Source organism: Thioflexithrix psekupsensis (assembly GCF_002149925.1).
Lineage (GTDB): Bacteria > Pseudomonadota > Gammaproteobacteria > Beggiatoales > Beggiatoaceae > Thioflexithrix > Thioflexithrix psekupsensis.
This window is the reverse complement of sequence record NZ_MSLT01000024.1, coordinates 46,045-68,284: the sequence shown is the minus strand read 5'-3', so window position 1 is coordinate 68,284 and position 22,240 is coordinate 46,045. Positions and strand designations below refer to the sequence as shown.

Genomic DNA, 22,240 nt, shown 5'->3' with positions numbered 1-22,240 from the left:
CCTCAGATCAATTTTAACTTTTATTTTAATTTTCAGCCTTGTGGCTTGTAATAGAAATACGCCTGATGCGCCTTTACGCATTGGCACGAATTTTTGGCCGGGTTATGAGCCGTTATATTTGGCGCGCAGTTTGGGCTATTTAACCGATGATAAAGTACGTTTGGTGGAGAACTCTTCTACTTCGCAAAGTCTTCGCCGTTTTCTGGAGCAGCACACCGAAGGCGCAGCATTAACTTTAGATGAGGTGCTGTCTTTGTATCAGGCCACGACGGATGCGTGTATTGTGTTGGTCATGGACATTTCAGAGGGCGCGGACGTGGTAATGGGTAAACCCAGTTTACAACAGTTGTCTGATGTAAAAGGGGTGCGTATTGGGGTAGAAAATACAGCCGTAGGGGCTTATATGCTGGCTCGCGCCTTACAAGCGGCTGAATTGAGTGTGACAGATGTCACGATTGTTCCCTTAGCTTTGGATCAACATGAAGCGGGCTATTTGTCTGGCAAAGTGGACGCGGTGGTGACTTTTGAGCCTGTGCGTAGTCGTTTGTTAGCGGCGGGTGCGGTGCAGTTATTTGATAGCAGTCAAATCCGCGGAGAAATTGTAGATGTTCTCGTTGTACGAAAAAGCCATTTAGATAAATACCCAGAACAAGCCCATTATGTGATTAATAATTGGTTTGGAGCCTTAGATTATTTTGCCAGTCACACAGAGGATGCTGTTACACGGATGGCACCGCGGATGCAACTGCCTGCCTCTGAAGTAGTGGCGATGTATGAGGGTCTGACTCTGCCGGATCGAGACGAAAACCGCCAACTCCTCACCCGCGCACCAAATACTTCCGAACCTTTGCGCGATACTTTGCACCAGTTAAACCGTATCATGCAGGAACAACATCTGTTGTCTGATCCTGTTCACGTGGAGCAGATTTGTATTCGTGGTGAGTATTTATAAAAACTAAGGTGTTGGGGAGAATGGAAATCATGGCGCGTTTTTTAAGGTCGATTAATTTTAAAATTATCCTGCTGATTTTGACGTTGGTTTGTGCGCAGAATGCGTATATTTTTTACCACAGTTGGCATCAAGCCGATGCGCGAATTGAGCAGGAAATTGCAGAAACATTACGTTTTCGTTTAGAACATCTTAAAGAAAGTCTGGCTTATTTAATCCAAAAAAATGATTTTTTGCGGATACAAGAAGAAGTGGCTGGAATGGGATCAGATTCCAGTGTAAAGCTTGCTGTGTTGTTGGATGAAGACAGGAAAGTGTTGGCTTCGCTAAGGCGCGGAGATTTGGGTCATTCTTTATGTCAAGTGTTGGCTGATTATGCAGATGACATTCGCCGTTCTGATCAGCTCACACAGGATATGACACAAATTAAAAACGATGTCAAAATAGGAAAAATTAGTTTTAGTGAAGCCCATCATGGCGTTTATGGGATTTATCCTGTGATTTTAGGACAACATGCAGACAGTATTCGCCCTGATCGCATTGGTTTACTGCTCATGTGGCAAGACCTCACCACCGCTAAAAAAGACATGCGTCAAGAATTATTGGCGCAAACTTATAATGCGGTTTTAGTGATTTTCTTAGGTGCGGGATTAATTTTATTGGTCTTAACCGTGTGGTTAATTCGCCCGATCAATCAAATGAACATTGCAGCACAACATCTCAGTGCAGGGAATTGGGAATATACTCAGCAATTGCCATTGTGGCGTAAAGATGAAATCGGTTATTTAGCCCAAGCCTTTTCTCGCATGAGTGTGGAATTAAAACAGCTTTTTAGTGAATTAGAAGCCAAAGTGTCTGAACGCACCGCACAATTAGAAGCCGCTAATCAAGAAATTACGCATCTCAATAAAAGGTTACAAGCAGAAAATGTGCGCATGGGAACGGAATTAGAAGTCACGCGCAAATTGCAACAAATGGTGTTACCTCACCAACAAGAATTAGATAAAATTGATGATTTGGACATTGCTTGTTTTATGGAGCCAGCCAGCGAAGTGGGAGGCGATTATTACGATGTTTTGCAGCACAATGGACATGTAAAAATCGGTATTGGTGATGTCACTGGACATGGTTTGGAAAGTGGCGTGTTGATGTTAATGGTGCAAACCGCGGTGCGTACTTTGTTGTTGAATAATGTCACTGATCCCAAAGTTTTTATGACGTTATTAAATCGCGCTTTATACGATAATATTCAGCGTATGGAATCGGATAAAAATTTGACTTTATCGATTCTCGATTATTTCGACGGTAAATTTTGTTTGTCTGGACAACACGAAGAAGTTTTGCATGTGCGACGTGATGGTTCGATTCATTGTATTGATACTTTTGATTTAGGCTTTTTGGTGGGTTTGACGGAAGACATCAGCCGTTTTGTGGATAATATGGAAGTGGAATTGAAAACAGGCGAAGGCATTGTACTTTACACCGATGGCATTACCGAAGCACGTAATAACAAAGGGAAATTATATGGTTTGGCACGTTTGTGTGAGGTGATTAGGACGCATTGGCAGGGGACATCCGAAGCGGTAAAAGATGCGGTGATCGCTGATGTACGCGCCCATATTGGCGATGCTAAGATTTTGGATGATGTGACTTTACTGGTGATTAAACAACGGTCTCCGCCCCATTGTTTGTAGATAACATTAAGTGCCTAAATAAAAATAATCTGGAATATCAGCCTGTTCCCTCGTTTCCACATGGCATGTGGGAACGAGATAATGTTTTTTTTATAAGCTAAGTACCTAAAGGAAAATAATCTGGCATATCAATATTTCTACCGCCCCCCAGCCCCCTCCTGCTAGGAGGGGGAGAAAGAGGTTATTTTTATGGTTAAAATTTAACAAGATAACCTCATCTCTTTCCCCCCTCCTAGCAGGAGGGGGGTAGGGGGGCGGTAGAAATGTGAAAATTCTGAACGCTTTTAATACCTTAATATTTTTATTTAACGACTTAATATTTTTTATTATTAATTTTTTTAAAGGAACAACCCCATGAAAAATAAAAAATCCTCTCCCCTTGTGCCTAGTTTGCGCTTTCCTGAGTTTCGGGAGGCGGGGGAGTGGGTGGAGCAATTTCTTGGTGAAATCGTCAAATATGAAAATGGGAAAGCTCATGAACAAGATATTGTTGAAATAGGTAATTTTATAGTTGTAAATTCTAAATTTATTTCAACTAATGGAGAAATAAAAAAATTTACAAATACACCACATTGCATTGCTAGAAAAGGGGATATTTTAATGGTTCTCAGTGATGTCCCTAATGGTAAAGCTATAGCTAAATGTTTTTTAGTTAATACTGATAATATACCAATTTTTTCAGAGTCGTATAATAATACTTTTCAAATAGGAGAGAATAATGAACAAAAGATATGAAGATTTAGAAGAATTAATGTCAACAGGTGAAGCGAGAGAAGTGAAGCGAGCGATGGCAGTAAGAATGTCTTTGCTTGGTTTTGTGCGTGCGGAAGCGGCTTTAGCGTGTTGTGTCAGTGTGCAATTTGTGGATAAATGGAAAGCCATTTATTTAGCGTCAGGGGTTGAAGGATTAAAGTTAGCGTATAAAGGCTCACCAGGGTATTTAAAGCCGCGTGAACGAGAAGATGTGATTAATTGGATACAAGAAAAGAAGACAATAACAATAGAGGAACTAAAGAGATACTTAAAAGAGGAGTATGATGTTTTCTATTCTTCAAATACTTCTTATACTAAATTATTAGAAGAAGCGAATTTAAGTTATAAGAAGACACACAAAGAGAATTCGGCAAAAGATGAGGTAAAAGTGGAAGCTAAAAAAAAAGAGATTAAGGATTTAATAGATAAGGAGCGTGAACAGATAGAAAGTGGAGAGGTAATGTACTGGATGCAAGACGAAAGCCATCAGTTGTGGGGAGATATTTGTGGTTATGTTTGGTCGAAAAAAGGAGAAAGAACGTCAATAAAGATGAGTAATTATCGCACTTCTCAAACGTGGTATGGAGCGGTGAATATTTATACGGGAGAATTTATTTTAGATAGGGCAAAGAAAGCTGATACAAAATATACGATAGACTTTATTAACTGGCTCATTTACAGATATAAAGAAGCCCGTCATGTGATTATTTGGGATGGTGCAAGTTATCATCGTTCTGAAGGTTTAAGAACTTATTTAGAGAAATTAAATGGGGGACTTCCAGAATCAGAATGGAAAGTCCGTTTATTAAGATTTGCACCTAATGCCCCAGAGCAAAATCCAGTCGAGGATATTTGGCTTCAAGGTAAGAATTGGGTCAGAAAGAATTTTCATCGCCTATCAAGCTTTAAAGAAGTCACTAGTATGTTTGAGACCTTTTTGTCAGGTAAAGTGTTTAAGTTTAATAAAATTAAACAGTATCTTATACCTAATATCTAGCTAGATATTAAAACTTAATTTGTTTTTATATCTCACATAATTTTGGTATAGTTACACAGTTAATCAGCGCGTTTGCAAACTCACGCCAAAAAAAGCTATTAGCATGGCACTTTTTTATTCCTTAAATAGAAATCCTTATTTTTTAGCATTTGATGATGGTGTAAAGCAAACAAATCTCAAAAAAGATGATGTGTTGGAATGTTCAATATTTCTCCCCACTCTCCCCGAACAACAAAAAATCGCCGCCTGCCTTTCTTCACTAGATGAATTAATAACCACGCAAAGTCAAAAACTCGACGCGCTAAAAAAACATAAAAAAGGACTAATGCAACAGCTTTTCCCCGCAGAAGGTCAAACTGTGCCTAGTTTGCGCTTTCCTGAGTTTCGGGAGGCGGGGGAGTGGGTGGAGAAAAAGCTGGGGGAGATTATTAGCCTTGAATACGGGAGTCCATTACCAGAAAAAAAGAGAAACGGTGGATTAATTCCTGTAGTTGGCTCTAATGGTATAGTTGGTTATCATGATAATGCTTTGGTTAATGCTCCTGCAATTGTGGTTGGCAGAAAAGGATCGGCAGGACAAATTAATTGGATTATATCAAACTGTTATCCAATTGATACAACTTTTTATGTTAAAAATAAGGATTCAAAAAACTATCTAATGTTTTTCTTAAAACTTACGTTAGAAAAAAGTAAATTAGCAGATTTTAAAGATAATGGTGCAGTCCCTGGTATTAATAGGAATAAAATTTATTCTATAAAAACAACACTCCCCTCCCTCCCCGAACAACAAAAAATCGCCGCCTGCCTTTCTTCACTAGATGAATTAATAACCGCGCACAGTCAAAAACTCGACGCGCTAAAAAAACATAAAAAAGGACTCATGCAGCGAATGTTCCCCGTGGCGATTGATGAGTAAGGAGAAAATCTTGAAGAATAGCTGCATTCTTAGAATGTAAACGAGTATAATTTGGGTATGACCTGAAAAGGATCATAATGGTTTGTAAATGCGATGACCATAATGATTCAGCCGTTCTCTTTTTTCCTACCCTAAATTAGGATTAAGAGAACCGCCATTGACCAAAGGAATCATTAAAAAGCACAAAAAAACAGTTCAGATAAACATGAACCACCAAATGGAGCAGGAATAATGAGTAGTAAAACAATTCTCGTTGTTGATGATGAGCCGAATATCCTACTTTCCCTCGAATTTTTGATGAAGCAAGCCAAGTACAGCGTCAAAACAGCACGCGACGGCGAAGAGGCTTTGAAATCTGTCGAAGCTTCGCCGCCTGACCTGATGTTGCTAGATGTCAACATGCCCAAACGCACAGGCTATCAAGTCTGTGAAACCATCCGCGCCAATCCCAATTGGAAATCTATCCGTATTATTATGCTGACCGCCAAAGGACGCGATATTGAACGCGAAAAAGGTCTGGCTTTAGGCGCAGATGATTACATCACCAAACCCTTTGCGACGCAAGAAGTCGTCGAAAAAGTTAAAGAATTACTGAGTGAATAACGCCTTATGAATGCACGGCAATTATTTTGGTTGGGTTTTTTGGCTCTTTTTATCCTGCTCAGTGCTTTATTAGGCGGGGGCGGTTGGTGGCTGTTACAGCAAATTGATCCAAATACGGCTATTTATGAGTCCGTATTCGCCTTTTTAGCCTTAGCGGGATTTGGCGTGATGATTTCCGTGATGGTGGCGTGGATGATTTTGGATTCTATGATTTTTCGTCCGATGCACGCTTTAGTGCGCGGCGTGGAAATCATGATTCACACTCACGCCGCCCATGATTTGGAATTAACGGGCAACCATTTACTGCATGAAGTCGCCAAAGCGGTGCATGATTTAGGTGAGCAGTTACATAAAGCCCGCGGTGAGGTGACACAAGCCCTCACCAGCGGCGCGGCTCGCGTCGAAGCACAAAAACGCCGTTTAGAAACCATTTTGAAAGACTTAGACAGTGGCGTGATGGTGTGCGATTCGCAGGGGAGAATTTTGTTGTATAACCCTGCGGCCGTACAAATTTTAAATAATCAGGTGGCGATTGGCTTAGGGCGTTCGATTTACGATGTCATGGCGCGGCCCCCGCTAGAACATCAGCTAAATTTACTGCGTTTACGTCACCATGCACCCAGTGACAATGCGCAGGACATGGACGACAAGCATTTAGTCGAATTTGTCATTACGGCACAAGACAGCGATATTATTTTGCATTGTCGCCTAATGCGTTCGTTTGAAAATGGACGGGAAACGGGATTTGTACTGGCTTTTGCCGATGTCACGCGACGGGTGCAATTATTACGGCAACACAATCAGTTATTACGCAAATTGTTAGATGATGCCCGCTCACCTTTGGCCAGTTTACGCGCCGCATCGGAAAATCTGTCTGCTTATCCTGATATGGATGCGGACATGCGTTCTTCATTTTGCCAAGTGATTGTGCAGGAAAGTAATCAATTAAGTGATCGTTTAGAAGAAGTGTCGCGGGAGCGTCGTTTATTAGAGGGCAATGAATGGTCAATGGCTGATACGTATTCGGCTGATTTACTCAACTGTGTGATTGAACGCATGACCACGCGCCAAGCGTTACAATTACAAATGATCGGCCAACCCCTATGGGTACATGTGGACAGCCACGCATTAATTTTATTAATCGAACATTTATTGCAACAAATCAGTGCGCACACCCACACATCATCTTTTGAATTAGAAACTTTAATGGGTGATCGCCACGTTTACTTAGACTTAATCTGGCAAGGGCAAACGTTAGCCGATACGCTGTTGAGCGAATGGCATGATAATGAGATACAAGGCATTGCGGGATTGACTACGGTACGTGATATTTTAACCACCCATGACAGCGATTTCTGGAGTCAGGCGCACCGTCAAGCGGGTTATGCGTTATTGCGTGTTCCGTTGCCCGCCTCGCGTAAACAATGGGAACAGCCTAATGAGAAATTAGCACCGCGCCCTGAATTTTACGATTTTGAGTTGCCAGAGACCTTGAATGTACTCAATGATTTGGCGGATCGGCCATTAAATACGCTGGAATTCGTGGTTTTCGACACCGAAACCACTGGCTTACACCCCTCACAAGGGGATGAAATTATCTCGATGGGTGGTGTGCGCGTGGTGAATGGGCGTATTTTAAGCGGTGAAGCCTTTGAACAATTGGTGTATCCCGGCCGCAGTATTCCTAAAGCCTCTATTCGTTTTCACGGTATCACAGATGACATGGTGGAAGGCAAACCCACGATTTTAGAAGTGTTACCACGTTTTAAATCTTTTGTGGGCGATGCGGTTTTAGTCGGGCATAACGTGGCGTTTGATATGAAGTTTTTACAGTTAAAAGAAAAAGCCAGCGGAATACGATTTGATAACGCGGTGTTAGACACCTTATTGTTATCCGTCTGCTTACATCCTCACACGGAAAATCACTATCTCGACAGCATTGCTGAACGATTAGGCGTTGAAATTGTGGATCGTCACACCGCGTTAGGCGATGCGATTGCGACGGCACAGGTATTTTTAAAATTGGTTGACTTGCTCATGGCCAAAGGAATTACAACTTTACGTCAAGCCACAGAAGCCTCTGAAAAAATTGTGGATGTGCGTAAGCAGCAGGCGCAATTTTAAGTGCGTGTTGATTTATCTGAAAAAAATCTACAATCATTATCCACCCAGCGCGTGTTAGTGATTGGCATGGGGGGATTGGGCTGTGCGGCGGTGTGGGATATGGTGCGCCTTGGCGTAAAACAATTGGTGTTGGTTGATTTTGATCGGGTAGAGCGTTCTAATTTATCCCGACAATGGTTGTATCAAGAACAACATTTGGGTCAATATAAAGTTCTTGTCGCACAAGAACAACTACAACAACACCAAACCGATCTCCACATTGTCGCACTGACTGAACGCATGAATGGGGATTTATTGGATCGTTGGTTGCCGCGTATTGATGTGGTTTTGGACTGTAGCGATAATTTTCCCACCCGCTTTATGCTCAATCGTGCTTGTGTCCGCTGGCAAAAACCGTTAGTTTCTGGGGCGGCGATTCAATTTAATGGTCAAGTGGCTTGTTTTCTACCTTATCTGCCAGAAAGTCCTTGTTATCACTGTCTTTATCCTGATGAAGCATTTACACAAACCGAAACGGAAACTTGCACCGTTTCTGGTGTTTTAACGCCGTTACCCAGCGTCATTGGCAGTATTCAAGCGATTGAAACGGTTAAAATTCTTTTAAAAATAGGTCAGCCCTTATCGGCAAAACTGTTATTATTCGACGCACTCAATAGCCGCTGGAAAACCCTGCGTTTACCCAAAGACCCTGCCTGTGTGGTGTGCGGCGGTTAATTCTATAAAAAATCTTTTAAAAACAACTTCTTATCGGATAGATGGTTATGTCTGAATCTCCCGTTTTTCCTTCTGATGCCGTCACGCAACAATCCCAATTTTTACAAGTCATGGATCGAGAACAAGCCTTGTTGCGTTTTCAAAATGCGCTGGATTTGCGTCCGTTGGGCAGTGAAACAGTGGCATTAAGCGAGGCCTTGGGACGCGTGTTGGCTATCGATTACGTGGCGACGGTGGATGTACCGGGTTTTGATCGGGCGAGTGTGGACGGTTTTGCGGTGCAATCGATGGACACTTTTGGTGCCAGTGAAGCGCAACCTGTTATTTTACAATTAAATCCTGAAGTGTTATCACCGGGCATTGTGCCGAATTGTCCCGTGTTGCCCGGCACCGCCACGCCCATTGCGACGGGGGGCATGTCGCCTCGCGGAGCGGATGCCATTGTGATGATTGAATACACAGAAACCAGCGACGATCCCCGCCAAATTCATATCACACAAGCCGCTGTTCCCGGTCAATTTATCGCTTTTGCCGGCAGCGACATCGCTCGCGGTGAAACGGCATTACGCTGTGGACACGTTTTAAGTTCCCGTGAAATTGGGATTTTAGCCGCTATTGGCTGCGATCAAGTGACGGTGTATCGACGGCCGCAAGTGGCGATTTTTTCTACGGGCAATGAGTTAATTGCGCTCGGTCAACCGTGGCAAACGGGTTGCGTTTTCGATTCTAACGCGGCCATTCTCGCGGCCGCAGTGACAGAAATCGGTGGCCAAGCGCATGTGTTAGGTATTGTGCCAGATGATGAAAAAGAATTACAAAAAGCATTGTCGCAGGCTTTACAGTATGACATGGTGATTTTATCCGGTGGCACATCCAAAGGCGCGGGCGATTTGTCTTATCGCGTCGTGAGCCGATTACAAAACCCGGGCGTGATTGTTCACGGGGTGGCGTTAAAACCCGGTAAACCCATTTGTTTAGCCGTAACCGAAAAAAAAGCGGTGGTGATTTTGCCCGGATTTCCCACGTCGGCAATTTTCACTTTTCACGAATTTGTTGCGCCAGTTATACGTGCTTTAGCGGGTCGTCCTGTGAGACAAACGCAGTCTATTGATGCCCAGTTAGCGACTCGTCTCAGTTCGGAAGCGGGAAGAACAGAATTTGTCATGGTGAGTTTAATCGCCAGTGACAATGGTTTTATGGCGTTTCCTTTGGGGAAAAATTCGGGATCGGTGACCAGTTTTAGTCATGCGGATGGTTTTGTGCGCGTGGAGTCCACCGTGGAAACGGTCGCGGCCGGCACGCCCGTATCGGTGCAGTTAATTGGCGCGTTAGAACCTGCGGATTTGGTGGTGATTGGCAGTCATTGCGTGGGTTTGGATTACTTACTTAGTCTATTGCAACAACAAGGTGTGCGGGTTAAAACGCTCTCCGTGGGCAGTTTGGGCGGGTTAGCAGCGGTAAAACGTGGAGAATGTGATTTAGCGGGAATTCATTTATTCGATCCGCAAAGCCAATCTTACAATACACCATTTTTAACACCTGAATTGCGTTTATTACCGGGCTATCGTCGTTTACAAGGTTTCGTGTTTCGTATAGACGATGCGCGTTTTTCAGGTCAAACAAAAGAAGCGGCGTTACAAGCGGCGTTGACAGACCCGCATTGTCTCATGGTTAATCGTAATGCGGGAAGTGGTACAAGAATTTTAATTGATCAATTATTAGGCAAGCATCGTCCAAACGGTTACGCTTTACAAACCCGTTCGCACAACGCGGTGGCAACAGCAATTGTGCAGGGACGTGCGGATTGGGGCGTGGCGATTGAATCGGTAGCGCGACAATATGGCTTAGGATTCATTGCCTTACAAGACGAACATTATGATTTTGTGCTGCATGAATCGCGTTTGTCACGAGTACAAGTATTTAGCGATTTATTGCAACAGGCGACAGTGCGGGAATGGTTGGGGGGGTTGGGGTTTGGTTGTGTGGGTCGTTTTGGTTAGTTGTGATATAGCAAAATTTTTGAACCTGTAAAAGAACTCCCACCATGTTTATGGTGGGCAAAATGTCGCGTTCGACTTCGTATTTTATCCCGTGCCGCCGTGTTGCCAAATTTCATATTTACTTATATCAATGTCCTCATTCCAAATAATGGCATATCCTGTTGAATCTACTTTGAAGTTTTTGAAAAAACTAGGATTTTTTAGCGGGGAAAACATTTTATTTTCTAATAACTTTGTAATGTCGTATTGACGTTTTTCTGCGTTGGAAAACTCAACCAATAACGTATGGTCATCAATAGCCAATGCAGATTTAATTTTGGGATATTGCATATAAATTATCTCAATGGTGGAAGTTTATGGAAATTTTGGGTATTCCACATTTCAAGCAGTGCTTGTTGATGTTGTGCGCTCCATTCAAGTACCATTTTCTCAGCACGACTCGGTAAATCGCCTTCAATCATTTTCAACGTTTCCATATCAAAAATAGCATTGTATTCATCATACACAGCATGAAAATGTGGTGGTGGATGGTCTCCAAAAAATAGTTTGATAATAATACCGTAAAACCTTGTTATTTCTGGCATGTTTGCCCCTTGTTTTGCAACCGCGTTAAAATCGTTTCTTTATTATAGCGTATTTTCCTCGTCCCCACATGCGATGTGGGAATGCAGTCACGACGTGCCACGTCGAGTCTCAGCAAGAAAATGGTGTGGGTTCAGGATGTATCCTATTCATTATTCATAAGCTCTACGCTCCCGTTTGCTCATACATCTTGCCGAAATAATGCGAATAGCATCACCTTTTTCCGCAAAAGATACCACAAGATGACCCAGTGTCAAAACCTAAACGGACGCTGGAACGTGGGAATGAAAGAAACAAGCAGAACAAAATCCCTCAAGGTTCATTCACCGCGTAAGTATCTTCCTTTGGTCTCTTAATCAGATTGCGCCGGATGTCGAACTCGACGTTGCGGTCGTTCGGCACCGGGTTGCAGTAGTGGCGCATCACGACGGTTGGCATGGGCGATGTCCGTCCCCACCTGTGAATGTTAACCCCGGGTGCCACCTTGCAGTAGTTCGCCAACATCCTGCCGTTTTCGTCCGTCCCGGAGCGGATGCGCATGAAAAATGGTTTGTTAATGTTGATTTTCTCATAATGCCCTTCGGCACCGAATCGAGAGCCAGGACCGGGTCCGAGTCGATCTTTGAAGCTGGCTTGAAGGATGCCAGCGTACCCATCTTCCGGTGCGGCATAGGCCGTCTTGAAGTCGCTAGTCCCCCAGACATCTTTAAGCTCCATTGGGACCTGCCCATCCATTTGATGTGGAAACCGAATTGTCAGTTCCGCGCCTAGCTCTTCTGGTCTGGGTGTCCAGCGATCCACACGCAGGATAATATCCGTATTGACACCATTGCGCCCCGGCATCACCAGATCACCCTTCAAAAGGTCGTAACCGAATTCGCGGTTGTATTCAGGCAACGTGATATTGGCATGTCGTGCGTGCATGGCGATAGGGTTGTGTTTTTTTCGCAGCAATACTTGCACCTGATCTGGGACTCCACCGCGCACAAGGACTTGGTGCGTGGTGTCATAATAGCCATCTTTTCTTGCCCATACATCGACATAAAGGTTATCGCTGCCATACAACCTAACAAAGCCGTTTTCATCGGTTTCACCGCGGTGAAAAGGCGATTTAATCCCCATAAAGACCCTGTCTCGGTAGAAAGAGCCGCTTACTGTAGCACCAGATACCGGATGCCCGTCGTCGTCGCGTACAGTGATGTTGAGGCTGAATGGTGACGGAAACAGCCAAAACAGCCAACAACAAGCCAACATAAAAAGAAATACTTTCATACGATTCATAGCCTTACTCCAAAAAATAATCCTCATGCCACTCGCTGCCGCAACCGTAAAAAAGTACAAACCGCAGTCATAGAGCCTATGCCAAAACTAACTTATCAAGTTTTTTTAAAATTTAATATAAACCATATCTGGGCAGATAAAACTTATCGGGGTGAGTTTGTTAAGTATTTAGAGGAGATTTATGACTGTACAGTGGAGATAAAGTCTTCAACTTAAAAAAATTAGTTATAAATAAAATTCTTATATAGGCTCTAAAATTCCCGCTGACGCAATAATAAAAAAAGAAAAAAAGGCGCGCCTAATAATGCTGTTAAAATACCAATTCTAATTTCTTGCGGCGATAATAACGTTCGCGCTAAAGTGTCCATTAACACCAAAAAAATCGCCCCCATAATGGCACAAATCGGCAACAAATAACGATGGCGCGGCCCCCAGAACATTCGCACCAAATGCGGAATAATTAACCCCACAAATCCAATTACACCACTCACCGCCACCGCACAACCTGTTAATAATGCTGTATTTAATAAAATAATTCGGTGAATCGATTCCGTCGCCACGCCTAAACTTTCTGCCGTTTCTTGTCCCATTAAAAAAATATCTAATTCTCGCGCATATAACATTGCCACGCCCACCCCGATTATCACAGCAGGCGCAACCAACAAAACATGTAACCATGTGCGACTTTCTAAACTGCCCAATAACCAAAAAATAATCTGTCCGGCCATTTCATAATCTTGCCACACTAAAGTAATCACCAATGACGTTAATGCGCCAATAAACGCATTCACCGCAATTCCCGCTAGTAATAACGTCATCACAGACGCACGTCCATGTCGTACAGATAACGCATAAACCACAAATAACGCCACAAAAGCCCCCACAACCGCCATCACCGGCAACGCCCACACCGCCCAACTCGCCCATCCCCATGTAATCGCCATCACCGCACCCAAAGCCGCACCTGAACTACTGCCCAATAAACCCGGTGAAGCCAACGGGTTTTGCAGTAAACTCTGCATTTGCGCCCCAGCCACCGCTAAAGCCGCACCCACACAAGCCGCGGTTAAAATTCGCGGCAAACGAATCGACCACACAATAGTGGCTTCAATGGACGCTTCAAAATTCGGCAAAAATGGCATATTAAACAATTGGTTAATAATTTTTGTCAGTGACAATTCCACACTGCCCACCAACAACGATCCCCACAACACCACCAACAATAATCCCAGTAAAATAATAAATTGCATCCCATTACTTCGCTTGTAACCAAAATGTAACAGGGCCATCATTGACCAAACTGACCTGCATATTTGCGCCAAAATCTCCCGTTTCCACCACAGAATGAGCGCGCCCCGCCTGTTCACACAAATAACTAAACAAGGCCAATCCCTGCGCAGGCGGCGCAGCGGTGGAAAAACTAGGACGCGCTCCTTTTTGCGTATCCGCAGCGAGAGTAAATTGTGTTACAAGAAGTAATTCGCCTTGACACGCTTGTAGGCTCAAATTCATTTTACCTTGTTCATCCGCAAAAACCCGATAATGTAATAAGCGCGTTAATAAACGATTCGCCGTTTCTTCCGTGTCCTGTTTTTCTATCCCAACCAACACCAATAAACCATGATTAATACTGGCAATCACTTGTTTTTCTACGGTCACTTGGGCTTGTGTCACTCGCTGCAATAAGCCAATCATTAAAATTATCCTTGATTCAATCTTTAAATGCCGTTTAAAGAGGTTATAAAATCATTATGAAATTACAACAATTACGTTATTTATGTGAAATTGTTAAACATGAATTAAACATTTCCACCACCGCCGATGCCATTTATACCTCACAACCCGGTATCAGTAAACAAATTCAAGCCTTAGAAGAAGAATTAGGCGTTAAATTATTCACTCGGTCGGGCAAACAATTAACGGGTTTAACCGACGCGGGCGCGGACATTGTGATATTGGCACGGGAAATTTTACAACATACGCAAAATATTAAGCGTATTGCCGAAGAACACCGCGATCACCAAACCGATCAACAAGGACAATTGTCCCATTGCCACCACCCATACACAAGCGCGTTATGCTTTGCCTGCGGTGGTGCGGCGTTTTATTGGGCGTTATCCTAAAGTGATTTTGCAGATGCAACAAGGCACGCCTACGCAAATTTGCGCCTTAGCCGCTCAAGGACAGGTGGATTTTGCCATTGCCACAGAAGCCTTTGAATTATTTAAAGATTTAATTATGATGCCTTGTTATCGCTGGAATCGTTGTATTTTAGTTCCGCGAGATCACCCGTTGGCCGCAGTAGATACGATTGATTTAGCGACGTTGGCGTGCCATCCGTTGGTGACTTACGTGTTTGGATTCACGGGACGTTCCCAATTAGATCAAGCCTTTAGAGAAGCCCATTTGCGGCCGCACGTGGTATTTACGGCAGTGGATGCCGATGTGATTAAGACTTATGTGCGTTTGGGTTTGGGCGTGGGCATCGTGGCCAAAATGTCTTATAACCCCAAAGAAGATCAAGATTTAACCGCTTTAGATGCCAGCCATTTATTTGAAGCCAGTGTAACAAAAATCGGTTTTCGACGAGGCTTATTTTTACGAGAATATATGTATGATTTTATTGAATATTTTGCACCACATTTGACCAGAGAAAAAGTACTTCTCGCCACAAAACAACCCCATCATCATGCCATTGAACAATTATTTCATGATGTCGTGTTACCCGAATATTAAGCGAAAAAAAAGCCCGCTTCGATTCGATCCAAAGCGGGCTAAGAACACTTACTACGTTTAGCGACCTATATTATGCAGGAAATGTTCCATTTTATTAAAATTCATAACATTTACAAATTACTTTTAACTGATTGATAATCATATATAAATTTCTATTAAAAAATATATTAATTAATATAAGGCTTATTTTTGTCGAGAGGATTCCTGTTTTAAACGCCCATAAGCGGCTAAAGCGGTTTCGCGGGAACTTTTGTAATCGACGATAGGCGCGGGATAATTCAACGGTATTCGTTGTAGCGCAGTGGGATTGTGACAGGCACGCTCGTCTAAATGGGCGAATTCAGGCAGCCAACGTCGAATGTAATTTGCTTGGGGATCAAATTTTTCACTTTGTGTTTGCGGATTAAAAAAACGATAATACGGTGCAGCATCTGCACCACAACCCGCTACCCATTGCCAACCAAGTGTATTATTCGCTAAATCGGCATCCACCAAAGTATCCCAAAACCATTTCGCGCCCTCTAACCAACTTATCCCCATGTTTTTAGTCAATAAAGAAGCCACTAACATGCGCACTCGATTGTGCATCCATCCCGTATGCCACAACTCCCGCATTCCGGCATCAACGATGGGATAGCCGGTGTGTCCGGTTTGCCACGCGGTTAATTGATCCTTATCTGTTTTACAAGAAAACAGAGCTGAAAATTTATCGTACAACGGATATTCGCTGGTATAAGGAAAATGGTAGAGCAAATGCCACGCAAATTCCCGCCAATACAACTGTCGCAATAAACTTTCTCCCCCCTTGCGACATTCTGGATTATTCGCCATCGTCCGTTGCACTTCATAATACACTTGTCGCACTGAAAGCTCGCCAAAATGCAAATAAGGCGATAGCCGCGACACGCCATCACTACCGGGAAAATCACGACGCGCTTGATAATCGGCCAATTTATCCTGACACAAGCGTTGCAATTGGGCTAAGGCAGCCACCTCACCAATAGCCCACGTGGCCGCCAATCCTTCCGTCCAATTCACTCGCGGCAACAAATCTAATTCAGCCAAATCACAAGTATTCGGAAAAGAAAATGTCTCAGAAGGCGCACAAGCTGTTGATATATCAGATATTTTTGGCAGGGGAGTAATAGAAATGGTTTGTTTTTGACAGGCATTCCAATACGGAGTGAATACTTTAAAAGGCGTATGTTGTTGCGTTTGCACCGTCCACGGTTCATGCAGCAAAAAACCATTAAAACTACGCACTTCTAGCCCAAGTTGGCGCAATTGCTGTTTAATTTGTTCATCGCGCTTTTGTAAAATAGGCTCATAACAACGATTCCAAAACACCGCTTTTGCGCCAGTGTGTGTGATAAGTTGTTGTAAAGTCTGCAAACTATTTTGTGTTTTGAATAATAACAGGGGCAATTGCTGTTGTTGCAACTGTTTTCGTAGTTCAAACAAACTGTGATGCAACCACCAACGACTGGCCGCACCCGGCGACCACGGCAATTCTTCTTCGGGCGCATACAAATAAACGGGCAGCAGGTGATACCCTTGTTGTACAGCGTAGCTCAATGCAGGATTGTCATGCAGACGCAAATCACGCCGAAACCATATCAAGGCAATATTCATAATGATTGATGGATTTAAGTAGTTAAACAAAAATATTCAGACACTAAAAAACGTTCAGAATTTTCACTTTTCTACCACCCCCTAGCCCCCTCCTATACCAAAATTAAGTCATTCATAAAATTTTTCTGTCAGAATCAGAATTTACAGAATTAAAAAAATTTCAAAATTTATTCTTGTAAGTCACTTATTTTAAACAGATTTTTTATTCTTTAATTCTGAAAATCCTAAAATTCTGTCAATTCTGATTCAGACAGAAAAATTTTATAAATGGCTTAATTTTGCTATATTCAGGTGTATAATTCATCAAGTTTCTAGCTTAATTTTAAATTCTTTTTCCATAAACTCTGCAAATTCATCACAAAAAGGAGTTTTAACTTCATCAAAAAGCCATGATTTATACTGCTCAAATCCATACATAATGATGTTTTTTTCTGAAATGATGTTTTTTTCTAAAATGTCTAAAATACCTTCTGATCCCATATATTGTGAGGCCATACTTTTTCTATAATCTATCTGAGATTTATTATTTTCTTTGCTAGTAACAAAAACAAGATAAGTCTTAAATTGCCAAAAATCTGTTTTAGAAATTGGTTTTAATTTAGGATTTAAAATTTCGTCAGATTTTAAAATTTCATGCAAAAGCGCAACACTTTCAAAAAGCTTCGTTCTAATTTTTTTTTTGTCATTTTTTTTGCATTTTTATATTCTACAAATACAATATATTCTCCATGCAAATCAAAAAATATCATATCCGTTGATGGCCAACTATGATGATACTTTTTAGCAACTTTATCAAAGTTAATAAACTTATTTTTAAAATTGCATAAAATAACTTTATTTGAAATATCGTAAGATATTTCTGACAGTGTATCAAAGCAATCTGAATATTTTTGTTGAAATAATTCTTCAATATCTGATAAGGTCATGGCGTTAATCCTAACTTCATTCTTCTCAACTGTGCTAAAGGCTCTGTGAGTTTCTCAAAAATAGGGGAGACATCTCTGGTCACATCGTAAATAAAAGCTGCTTGATCCTGTTTTTCGGCCAAATAAAAACGACAGGCAATTTTCGCCTGATCAGCATAATATTTTAAAGCATCTATTACGTATGGACTATGGGAAGTGACTAACACTTTTATTTTAAGTTCTTGAATTAAAATAATAATAAATTCCGCTAACAATAATTGCCATTTAGGATGCAAATGTACTTCAGGCTCATCTAATATTAACACAGTCCCTTGTTTGAGACTTTCATTTAAAATCAACATCTGAAAAAAACCAAACATCTTGATGCCATTTGAAGTCTGATACATTTCAAGGCGTAAATTGCCTTTTTTGTAAAAAATATCATCTTTTGCAAAATCATAATAAATTTCACCTTCAATAATATTCTTAATGCGTTGAAATAGCCTTGTGTTTTTATTTTTAATGGGCTTTTGTGACAGTCGCAAAATTAAATCTGTCACTTCGATTGGCAAAGGAAAGTTGAGTTGGCTTTGGTTGGCGAGTAAATTAGTATTTTTTATGTAATTAAATTTGGCCAATAAATCAGGTGTTTCAATAAAAATTGGAAAATTTAATGCCTCATTAGGATTGAGTGTGATATTTTCAGTGTTTTTATTGTTTTCAAGATAATTTCTTACCTCTTTAAAAAGAGCCTTACCTACAGTGCTTTTTCCTGTGTCATTTTCTCCAGCAATAACTGCTAATCCTTCTAATTGAATCAAGGCTTCTTTGATCATGCCTTTATTTTTTATATGAAAGTCCATTTAAAATCTCCAATCTCAATAGTAAAACAATAGGATTCAAAAAACACTTATTCTGTCAGAATCAGAATTTACAGAATTTTAGGATTTTCAGAATTAAAGAATAAAAAATCTGTTTAAAATAAATAAGTTGCAAGAATAAATTTTAAAAATTCTTGTGTCTGTAAATTCTGATTCAGACAAAAAACCCTACTTTTTCCCAAACGCACGACACCGCCGCGCCAGCCCATGATCCACGCGCAACAACACCCATTTCAAGCGCGTCCTACCCAAAAACCATGCAATAGCCACCCCGCTACTATTAGCGGCAACATCACTCCATTCTGCGAAACGAGTCCCAGACAAGGCTTGTAAGCCTTCGATGAATACACCAAAAGCGATAAATAACACAGCGAATCCATGATGATACGCCCGCCGTGGATACAGCAACACAAACCAACCCATCAATACCGCATAAGCCAACAAATGCACCACTTTATCCTCATTTGGCACATTCAAGGTCATGGGCTTTGGCCACAACGATCCCAATAAAATCGCCGCGATCAACGCCAAACCCAATACAAACCACCACCGAAAAAAGATAAATCGCCGCATTAGACTAACCAAAGTAATAAAATCACACCCAATACCACCCGATAAATCACAAACGGCAATAAACTCATCCGTTCTAATAAACGAATCAATAAATAAATACAAATATACGCACTAATTCCCGACAACAGCGCACCCAATCCCAAAGCCGCCCAATTCACAGGCGGAATGGATTTCGTCCAAAGAATGGCACTTTCACCCGCGCCCGCCACAATAATCACAGGAATCGACAAGAGAAAAGAAAAACGCGCCGCCGCCGTACGCTGCAACCCCAACAATAAGGCCACCGTAATTGTAATTCCAGAACGTGAGGTGCCGGGAACAATCGCCACCGCTTGCGCCAAACCGATCAACACCATATCGTAAAAACTTAAACTGTATTCATTCCGAGATTGACGGGCATAATAATCAGCCCACCACAACCACCCCGCAAACACCAAATTAGCCACTGCAATCAACCACATAGAACGCAAAAAACCTTCAAAATCTCCCAGCGTAACCACCGCACCTACCAACAACACAGGAAAAGTCGCCAAACCCACACCCCACACTAAACGACTTTCCGCATCCAATTGTCGCGTACGCATAGAAAGCCACCACGCCCGAAATAACGGCCGCAAATCATGGCGAAAATACCACAACACCGCGCCCAAACTGCCCACATGCAACGCCACATCAAATGCAAGCCCTTGATCTTCAATATCTAACAGTTTAGGTAACAACACCAAATGCGCCGAACTAGAAATCGGCAAAAATTCAGTAATTCCCTGAACTAAGGCTAAAATAACAATATTCCAAATATCCAAAATACAATCCAACGCTAAAAAGAATTAAAAAAACTACAATCGCCCTTGCTGATCGTGCCGAAAGCCCAATAATGGCGCATCCCAATCACGTGTCAAAGCGATCACCTTAAACAATTCTCCCATTTCACTGGGCAATAATAAACGTTTAACGGCTTGGGTTTGCCGTGTCCAATTCACCGTATCTTCGACGGGCGTGGCTTGTGCCAAATCCATCAAACCGCAGGACAACAGAAAATTAGCCTGATCACAATATCCCGCCACAGAAAAACCCACATCCACTGCCGATTCCGCCACCGCAGTAAAATCCACATGCGCCGTTACATCTTGCAAACCCACCATAATCAACGGATCAGAATGCGCATAATGGCGATAATGACACATTAACGTGCCTTCATTGCGTTGCGGATGATAAAACTCCGCTCGCGGAAAACCATAATCAATTAATAACACCAATCCCTTATCCAAACAACAACTTAAATGACGAAACCACCCCGCTAATAACGCATTATATTCTGACACATAACCCACAGGTAATTGCGGCAATAATGGGCTTAAAATCGCAGACAACATCGGTTCATCATAACCCGCGGTTTGCCAAATAAATTGCGTCCCATCCCACGCCACATAAAACCGTTCTAACTGCGTTTCCGTCACGTGAAATCGCTCAATCGGCATGGCATCTAACACCTCATTACCGAGAATCACCCCAGAAAATCCCGTTTCAGGCAATTGCGACAACCAACGCACCCGCGGCAATAATTCAGGCAATTCTTCAGCAAATAAAGCGCGCTGCCGTTGTTGTAATTCACCACTGAGTTCTAAAATCCAATAGGCCACAGGCAAGGTTTCCATTCGCGCCAATTTACGCAATACATCAACCGCCATCCGTCCTGTCCCCGCACCGAATTCTAAAATAATACGAGAATCCGCGGGCAAACTCGCCAAAACCTGCGCACATTGCCGCGCCACACATTGCGAAAACAAAGGCGATAATTCTGGGGCTGTGATAAAGTCACCTTCAGCCCCAAACTTACGCCAGCCCGCACTGTAATAACCTAACCCCGGCGCGTACAAAATATCTTGCATAAATTCACTAAATGGCAACCGTCCGCCGGCCGCGTGCATTCGTTGTATAATATGCGCGGTTAAAAGCGCACTGTGGGCTTGTGCGGCCGCATCGGGCTGCGGTAAACGACGTGCAGACATCATAAAATAATCGACTTAACTGTTTAAAAATTGAGGGAAAAAAATGCAAAACCAACCCGTAAATGACCCGATAGAACGAGATCGCCCCGTCGTGTTCATTTCTGGCGGGGTCAAGCGAGTGGGCGCGGCCATCGCGCGGCGACTCCATGCCGCGGGAATGAATCTTGTTTTACATTATCGCAGTGCAGAAACAGAGGCGCGTGATCTACAAAACGAATTACATCACCAACGACCGCATTCTGTTTTACTCTTGCAAGCCGATTTAAGCCACATTGCCAAACTCAACAGCATGATTCAACAAAGCATGGATCATTATGGCCGATTAGACGTATTAATCAATAATGCGTCAAGTTTTTATCCCACGCCTTTGGGACAAATTACAGAAGATCAGTGGGATGATCTGTTAGGATCGAATTTAAAAGCCCCGTTATTTCTTTCTCAAGCGACGGCACCGCACTTAACGGCGCAACAAGGTTGTATTATAAACTTAATTGATATTCATGCCGAGCGGCCATTAAAACAACACGCGGTGTATTGCGCGGCTAAAGCAGGTTTAGCCATGTTGACCAAAGCACTGGCACGCGACTTGGGGCCACATGTGCGCGTCAATGGCATTGCGCCGGGGGCGATTCTCTGGCCAGAAAATGACATGGATGATTTAACCAAACAGCGCATTTTATCGAATATTGCCTTAAAACGTCACGGTGATCCCGATGATTTAGCGAAAACGGCATTATTTTTAATCCGCGATGCCCCTTATATTACTGGACAAATTATCGCGGTTGATGGCGGCCGAACGTTGAGCCAATGAGTCTGTTATTTGCATTATTTTCGCTTTCGCTTGTGTTTTTTTTATCACCAAAGGGGGGATAGCATCCAAGTTTTTTAAAA

The 22,240-nt window shown here is 42.5% G+C and carries 24 protein-coding genes and 1 pseudogene; 13 read left to right on the top strand and 12 right to left on the bottom strand.

Going from position 1 to position 22,240, the window contains the following annotated elements:
- The first annotated feature begins 40 nt into the window (after window positions 1-40).
- The 10 genes and pseudogenes from TPSD3_RS16785 to TPSD3_RS16745 all read left to right on the top strand — a co-directional run bounded on the left by TPSD3_RS16785 (window position 41) and on the right by TPSD3_RS16745 (window position 10,750).
- On the top strand, window positions 41-952 hold the full coding sequence (locus tag TPSD3_RS16785) for an ABC transporter substrate-binding protein (protein WP_176329923.1): 912 nt from the start codon (window positions 41-43) through the stop codon (window positions 950-952).
- Window positions 953-972: 20 nt separating this feature from the next.
- Complete coding sequence (locus tag TPSD3_RS17370) at window positions 973-2,643, top strand: PP2C family protein-serine/threonine phosphatase (RefSeq protein ID WP_140048596.1); 1,671 nt, start codon at window positions 973-975, stop codon at window positions 2,641-2,643.
- A gap of 354 nt (window positions 2,644-2,997) precedes the next feature.
- Window positions 2,998-3,378 carry a hypothetical protein gene (locus TPSD3_RS16775; protein WP_086489707.1) on the top strand — a complete coding sequence of 127 codons (381 nt, stop codon included), beginning with the start codon at window positions 2,998-3,000 and terminating at the stop codon, window positions 3,376-3,378.
- Window positions 3,362-4,393, top strand: coding sequence for an IS630 family transposase (locus TPSD3_RS16770; protein ID WP_086486662.1), 1,032 nt, complete (start codon window positions 3,362-3,364; stop codon window positions 4,391-4,393). Before TPSD3_RS16775 ends, TPSD3_RS16770 begins: the two co-directional genes overlap by 17 nt.
- A gap of 61 nt (window positions 4,394-4,454) precedes the next feature.
- Window positions 4,455-4,688: pseudogene (locus TPSD3_RS18200) on the top strand (restriction endonuclease subunit S); the annotation flags it as partial.
- Between the two features lie 30 nt (window positions 4,689-4,718).
- Window positions 4,719-5,309: a restriction endonuclease subunit S gene (locus TPSD3_RS18235; protein ID WP_342587088.1), complete on the top strand. Its 591-nt coding sequence runs from the start codon at window positions 4,719-4,721 to the stop codon at window positions 5,307-5,309.
- A gap of 231 nt (window positions 5,310-5,540) precedes the next feature.
- Window positions 5,541-5,912 carry a response regulator transcription factor gene (locus tag TPSD3_RS16760; RefSeq protein ID WP_086489705.1) on the top strand — a complete coding sequence of 124 codons (372 nt, stop codon included), beginning with the start codon at window positions 5,541-5,543 and terminating at the stop codon, window positions 5,910-5,912.
- A 6-nt stretch (window positions 5,913-5,918) separates the two neighbouring features.
- On the top strand, window positions 5,919-8,036 hold the full coding sequence (locus tag TPSD3_RS16755) for an exonuclease domain-containing protein (RefSeq protein WP_086489704.1): 2,118 nt from the start codon (window positions 5,919-5,921) through the stop codon (window positions 8,034-8,036).
- The gene (locus TPSD3_RS16750; protein WP_086489703.1) at window positions 8,037-8,750 is read left to right on the top strand and encodes a HesA/MoeB/ThiF family protein; all 714 of its coding nucleotides are present in this window, start codon (window positions 8,037-8,039) and stop codon (window positions 8,748-8,750) included.
- Between the two features lie 47 nt (window positions 8,751-8,797).
- On the top strand, window positions 8,798-10,750 hold the full coding sequence (locus tag TPSD3_RS16745; protein ID WP_086489702.1) for a molybdopterin biosynthesis protein: 1,953 nt from the start codon (window positions 8,798-8,800) through the stop codon (window positions 10,748-10,750).
- An 84-nt stretch (window positions 10,751-10,834) separates the two neighbouring features.
- On the opposite strand, the gene TPSD3_RS16740 is transcribed toward TPSD3_RS16745, so the two are convergent.
- From TPSD3_RS16740 to dtd, 5 genes are all read right to left on the bottom strand, one after another.
- Window positions 10,835-11,080 carry a DUF2442 domain-containing protein gene (locus TPSD3_RS16740; RefSeq protein ID WP_086489701.1) on the bottom strand — a complete coding sequence of 82 codons (246 nt, stop codon included), beginning with the start codon at window positions 11,078-11,080 and terminating at the stop codon, window positions 10,835-10,837.
- Window positions 11,081-11,085: 5 nt separating this feature from the next.
- On the bottom strand, window positions 11,086-11,334 hold the full coding sequence (locus TPSD3_RS16735; protein WP_086489700.1) for a DUF4160 domain-containing protein: 249 nt from the start codon (window positions 11,332-11,334) through the stop codon (window positions 11,086-11,088).
- A gap of 310 nt (window positions 11,335-11,644) precedes the next feature.
- Window positions 11,645-12,613, bottom strand: a complete 969-nt coding sequence (locus TPSD3_RS16730; protein ID WP_086489699.1) for a hypothetical protein — start codon at window positions 12,611-12,613, stop codon at window positions 11,645-11,647.
- A 251-nt stretch (window positions 12,614-12,864) separates the two neighbouring features.
- Window positions 12,865-13,905 carry a FecCD family ABC transporter permease gene (locus TPSD3_RS16725; protein ID WP_245391641.1) on the bottom strand — a complete coding sequence of 347 codons (1,041 nt, stop codon included), beginning with the start codon at window positions 13,903-13,905 and terminating at the stop codon, window positions 12,865-12,867.
- A complete protein-coding gene (gene dtd / locus TPSD3_RS16720; RefSeq protein ID WP_086489697.1) occupies window positions 13,868-14,308 on the bottom strand; it encodes a D-aminoacyl-tRNA deacylase in 441 nt (146 codons plus the stop codon). Before dtd ends, TPSD3_RS16725 begins: the two co-directional genes overlap by 38 nt.
- A gap of 56 nt (window positions 14,309-14,364) precedes the next feature.
- Here dtd and TPSD3_RS18425 point away from each other — a divergent pair, with 56 nt between their 5' ends.
- Window positions 14,365-14,736 carry a LysR family transcriptional regulator gene (locus tag TPSD3_RS18425; protein WP_245391640.1) on the top strand — a complete coding sequence of 124 codons (372 nt, stop codon included), beginning with the start codon at window positions 14,365-14,367 and terminating at the stop codon, window positions 14,734-14,736.
- Window positions 14,705-15,349 carry a LysR substrate-binding domain-containing protein gene (locus TPSD3_RS16715; protein WP_425353101.1) on the top strand — a complete coding sequence of 215 codons (645 nt, stop codon included), beginning with the start codon at window positions 14,705-14,707 and terminating at the stop codon, window positions 15,347-15,349. Before TPSD3_RS18425 ends, TPSD3_RS16715 begins: the two co-directional genes overlap by 32 nt.
- Window positions 15,350-15,532: 183 nt before the next feature.
- Here TPSD3_RS16715 and TPSD3_RS16710 read toward each other — a convergent pair whose 3' ends face one another.
- The 7 genes from TPSD3_RS16710 to TPSD3_RS16680 all read right to left on the bottom strand — a co-directional run bounded on the left by TPSD3_RS16710 (window position 15,533) and on the right by TPSD3_RS16680 (window position 21,352).
- Window positions 15,533-16,981 (bottom strand): cryptochrome/photolyase family protein, encoded by a 1,449-nt coding sequence (locus TPSD3_RS16710; protein ID WP_086489696.1) that lies wholly within the window; start codon window positions 16,979-16,981, stop codon window positions 15,533-15,535.
- A 303-nt stretch (window positions 16,982-17,284) separates the two neighbouring features.
- Window positions 17,285-17,620, bottom strand: a complete 336-nt coding sequence (locus TPSD3_RS16705) for a hypothetical protein (RefSeq protein WP_086489695.1) — start codon at window positions 17,618-17,620, stop codon at window positions 17,285-17,287.
- Window positions 17,605-17,907, bottom strand: a complete 303-nt coding sequence (locus TPSD3_RS16700; RefSeq protein WP_086489694.1) for a hypothetical protein — start codon at window positions 17,905-17,907, stop codon at window positions 17,605-17,607. The genes TPSD3_RS16705 and TPSD3_RS16700 overlap by 16 nt, the downstream gene beginning before the upstream one ends.
- Window positions 17,904-18,722 (bottom strand): AAA family ATPase, encoded by an 819-nt coding sequence (locus tag TPSD3_RS17695; RefSeq protein ID WP_176329922.1) that lies wholly within the window; start codon window positions 18,720-18,722, stop codon window positions 17,904-17,906. The genes TPSD3_RS16700 and TPSD3_RS17695 overlap by 4 nt, the downstream gene beginning before the upstream one ends.
- Before the next feature lie 213 nt (window positions 18,723-18,935).
- The gene (locus TPSD3_RS16690) at window positions 18,936-19,340 is read right to left on the bottom strand and encodes a VanZ family protein (RefSeq protein WP_086489692.1); all 405 of its coding nucleotides are present in this window, start codon (window positions 19,338-19,340) and stop codon (window positions 18,936-18,938) included.
- A complete protein-coding gene (locus TPSD3_RS16685; protein WP_086489691.1) occupies window positions 19,340-20,143 on the bottom strand; it encodes an undecaprenyl-diphosphate phosphatase in 804 nt (267 codons plus the stop codon). Before TPSD3_RS16685 ends, TPSD3_RS16690 begins: the two co-directional genes overlap by 1 nt.
- A gap of 33 nt (window positions 20,144-20,176) precedes the next feature.
- A complete protein-coding gene (locus TPSD3_RS16680; protein WP_245391639.1) occupies window positions 20,177-21,352 on the bottom strand; it encodes a class I SAM-dependent methyltransferase in 1,176 nt (391 codons plus the stop codon).
- 40 nt (window positions 21,353-21,392) lie between these two features.
- On the opposite strand from TPSD3_RS16680, the gene TPSD3_RS16675 reads away from it, so the two are divergent.
- The gene (locus tag TPSD3_RS16675) at window positions 21,393-22,160 is read left to right on the top strand and encodes a pteridine reductase (RefSeq protein ID WP_086489690.1); all 768 of its coding nucleotides are present in this window, start codon (window positions 21,393-21,395) and stop codon (window positions 22,158-22,160) included.
- Window positions 22,161-22,240 lie beyond the last annotated feature (80 nt).

What these genes read in the sequence shown, in the direction of transcription:
- TPSD3_RS17370 (WP_140048596.1), top strand. Translation starts at nt 973, where the DNA reads ATGGAAATCATGGCGCGTTTTTTAAGGTCGATTAATTTTAAAATTATC.
- TPSD3_RS16775 (WP_086489707.1), top strand. Translation starts at nt 2,998, where the DNA reads ATGAAAAATAAAAAATCCTCTCCCCTTGTGCCTAGTTTGCGCTTTCCT.
- TPSD3_RS16770 (WP_086486662.1), top strand. Translation starts at nt 3,362, where the DNA reads ATGAACAAAAGATATGAAGATTTAGAAGAATTAATGTCAACAGGTGAA.
- TPSD3_RS18235 (WP_342587088.1), top strand. Translation starts at nt 4,719, where the DNA reads ATGCAACAGCTTTTCCCCGCAGAAGGTCAAACTGTGCCTAGTTTGCGC.
- TPSD3_RS16760 (WP_086489705.1), top strand. Translation starts at nt 5,541, where the DNA reads ATGAGTAGTAAAACAATTCTCGTTGTTGATGATGAGCCGAATATCCTA.
- TPSD3_RS16755 (WP_086489704.1), top strand. Translation starts at nt 5,919, where the DNA reads ATGAATGCACGGCAATTATTTTGGTTGGGTTTTTTGGCTCTTTTTATC.
- TPSD3_RS16745 (WP_086489702.1), top strand. Translation starts at nt 8,798, where the DNA reads ATGTCTGAATCTCCCGTTTTTCCTTCTGATGCCGTCACGCAACAATCC.
- TPSD3_RS16740 (WP_086489701.1), bottom strand. Translation starts at nt 11,080, where the DNA reads ATGCAATATCCCAAAATTAAATCTGCATTGGCTATTGATGACCATACG.
- TPSD3_RS16735 (WP_086489700.1), bottom strand. Translation starts at nt 11,334, where the DNA reads ATGCCAGAAATAACAAGGTTTTACGGTATTATTATCAAACTATTTTTT.
- TPSD3_RS16730 (WP_086489699.1), bottom strand. Translation starts at nt 12,613, where the DNA reads ATGAATCGTATGAAAGTATTTCTTTTTATGTTGGCTTGTTGTTGGCTG.
- TPSD3_RS16725 (WP_245391641.1), bottom strand. Translation starts at nt 13,905, where the DNA reads ATGATGGCCCTGTTACATTTTGGTTACAAGCGAAGTAATGGGATGCAA.
- dtd (WP_086489697.1), bottom strand. Translation starts at nt 14,308, where the DNA reads ATGATTGGCTTATTGCAGCGAGTGACACAAGCCCAAGTGACCGTAGAA.
- TPSD3_RS18425 (WP_245391640.1), top strand. Translation starts at nt 14,365, where the DNA reads ATGAAATTACAACAATTACGTTATTTATGTGAAATTGTTAAACATGAA.
- TPSD3_RS16710 (WP_086489696.1), bottom strand. Translation starts at nt 16,981, where the DNA reads ATGAATATTGCCTTGATATGGTTTCGGCGTGATTTGCGTCTGCATGAC.
- TPSD3_RS16700 (WP_086489694.1), bottom strand. Translation starts at nt 17,907, where the DNA reads ATGACCTTATCAGATATTGAAGAATTATTTCAACAAAAATATTCAGAT.
- TPSD3_RS17695 (WP_176329922.1), bottom strand. Translation starts at nt 18,722, where the DNA reads ATGATCAAAGAAGCCTTGATTCAATTAGAAGGATTAGCAGTTATTGCT.
- TPSD3_RS16690 (WP_086489692.1), bottom strand. Translation starts at nt 19,340, where the DNA reads ATGCGGCGATTTATCTTTTTTCGGTGGTGGTTTGTATTGGGTTTGGCG.
- TPSD3_RS16680 (WP_245391639.1), bottom strand. Translation starts at nt 21,352, where the DNA reads ATGATGTCTGCACGTCGTTTACCGCAGCCCGATGCGGCCGCACAAGCC.
- TPSD3_RS16675 (WP_086489690.1), top strand. Translation starts at nt 21,393, where the DNA reads ATGCAAAACCAACCCGTAAATGACCCGATAGAACGAGATCGCCCCGTC.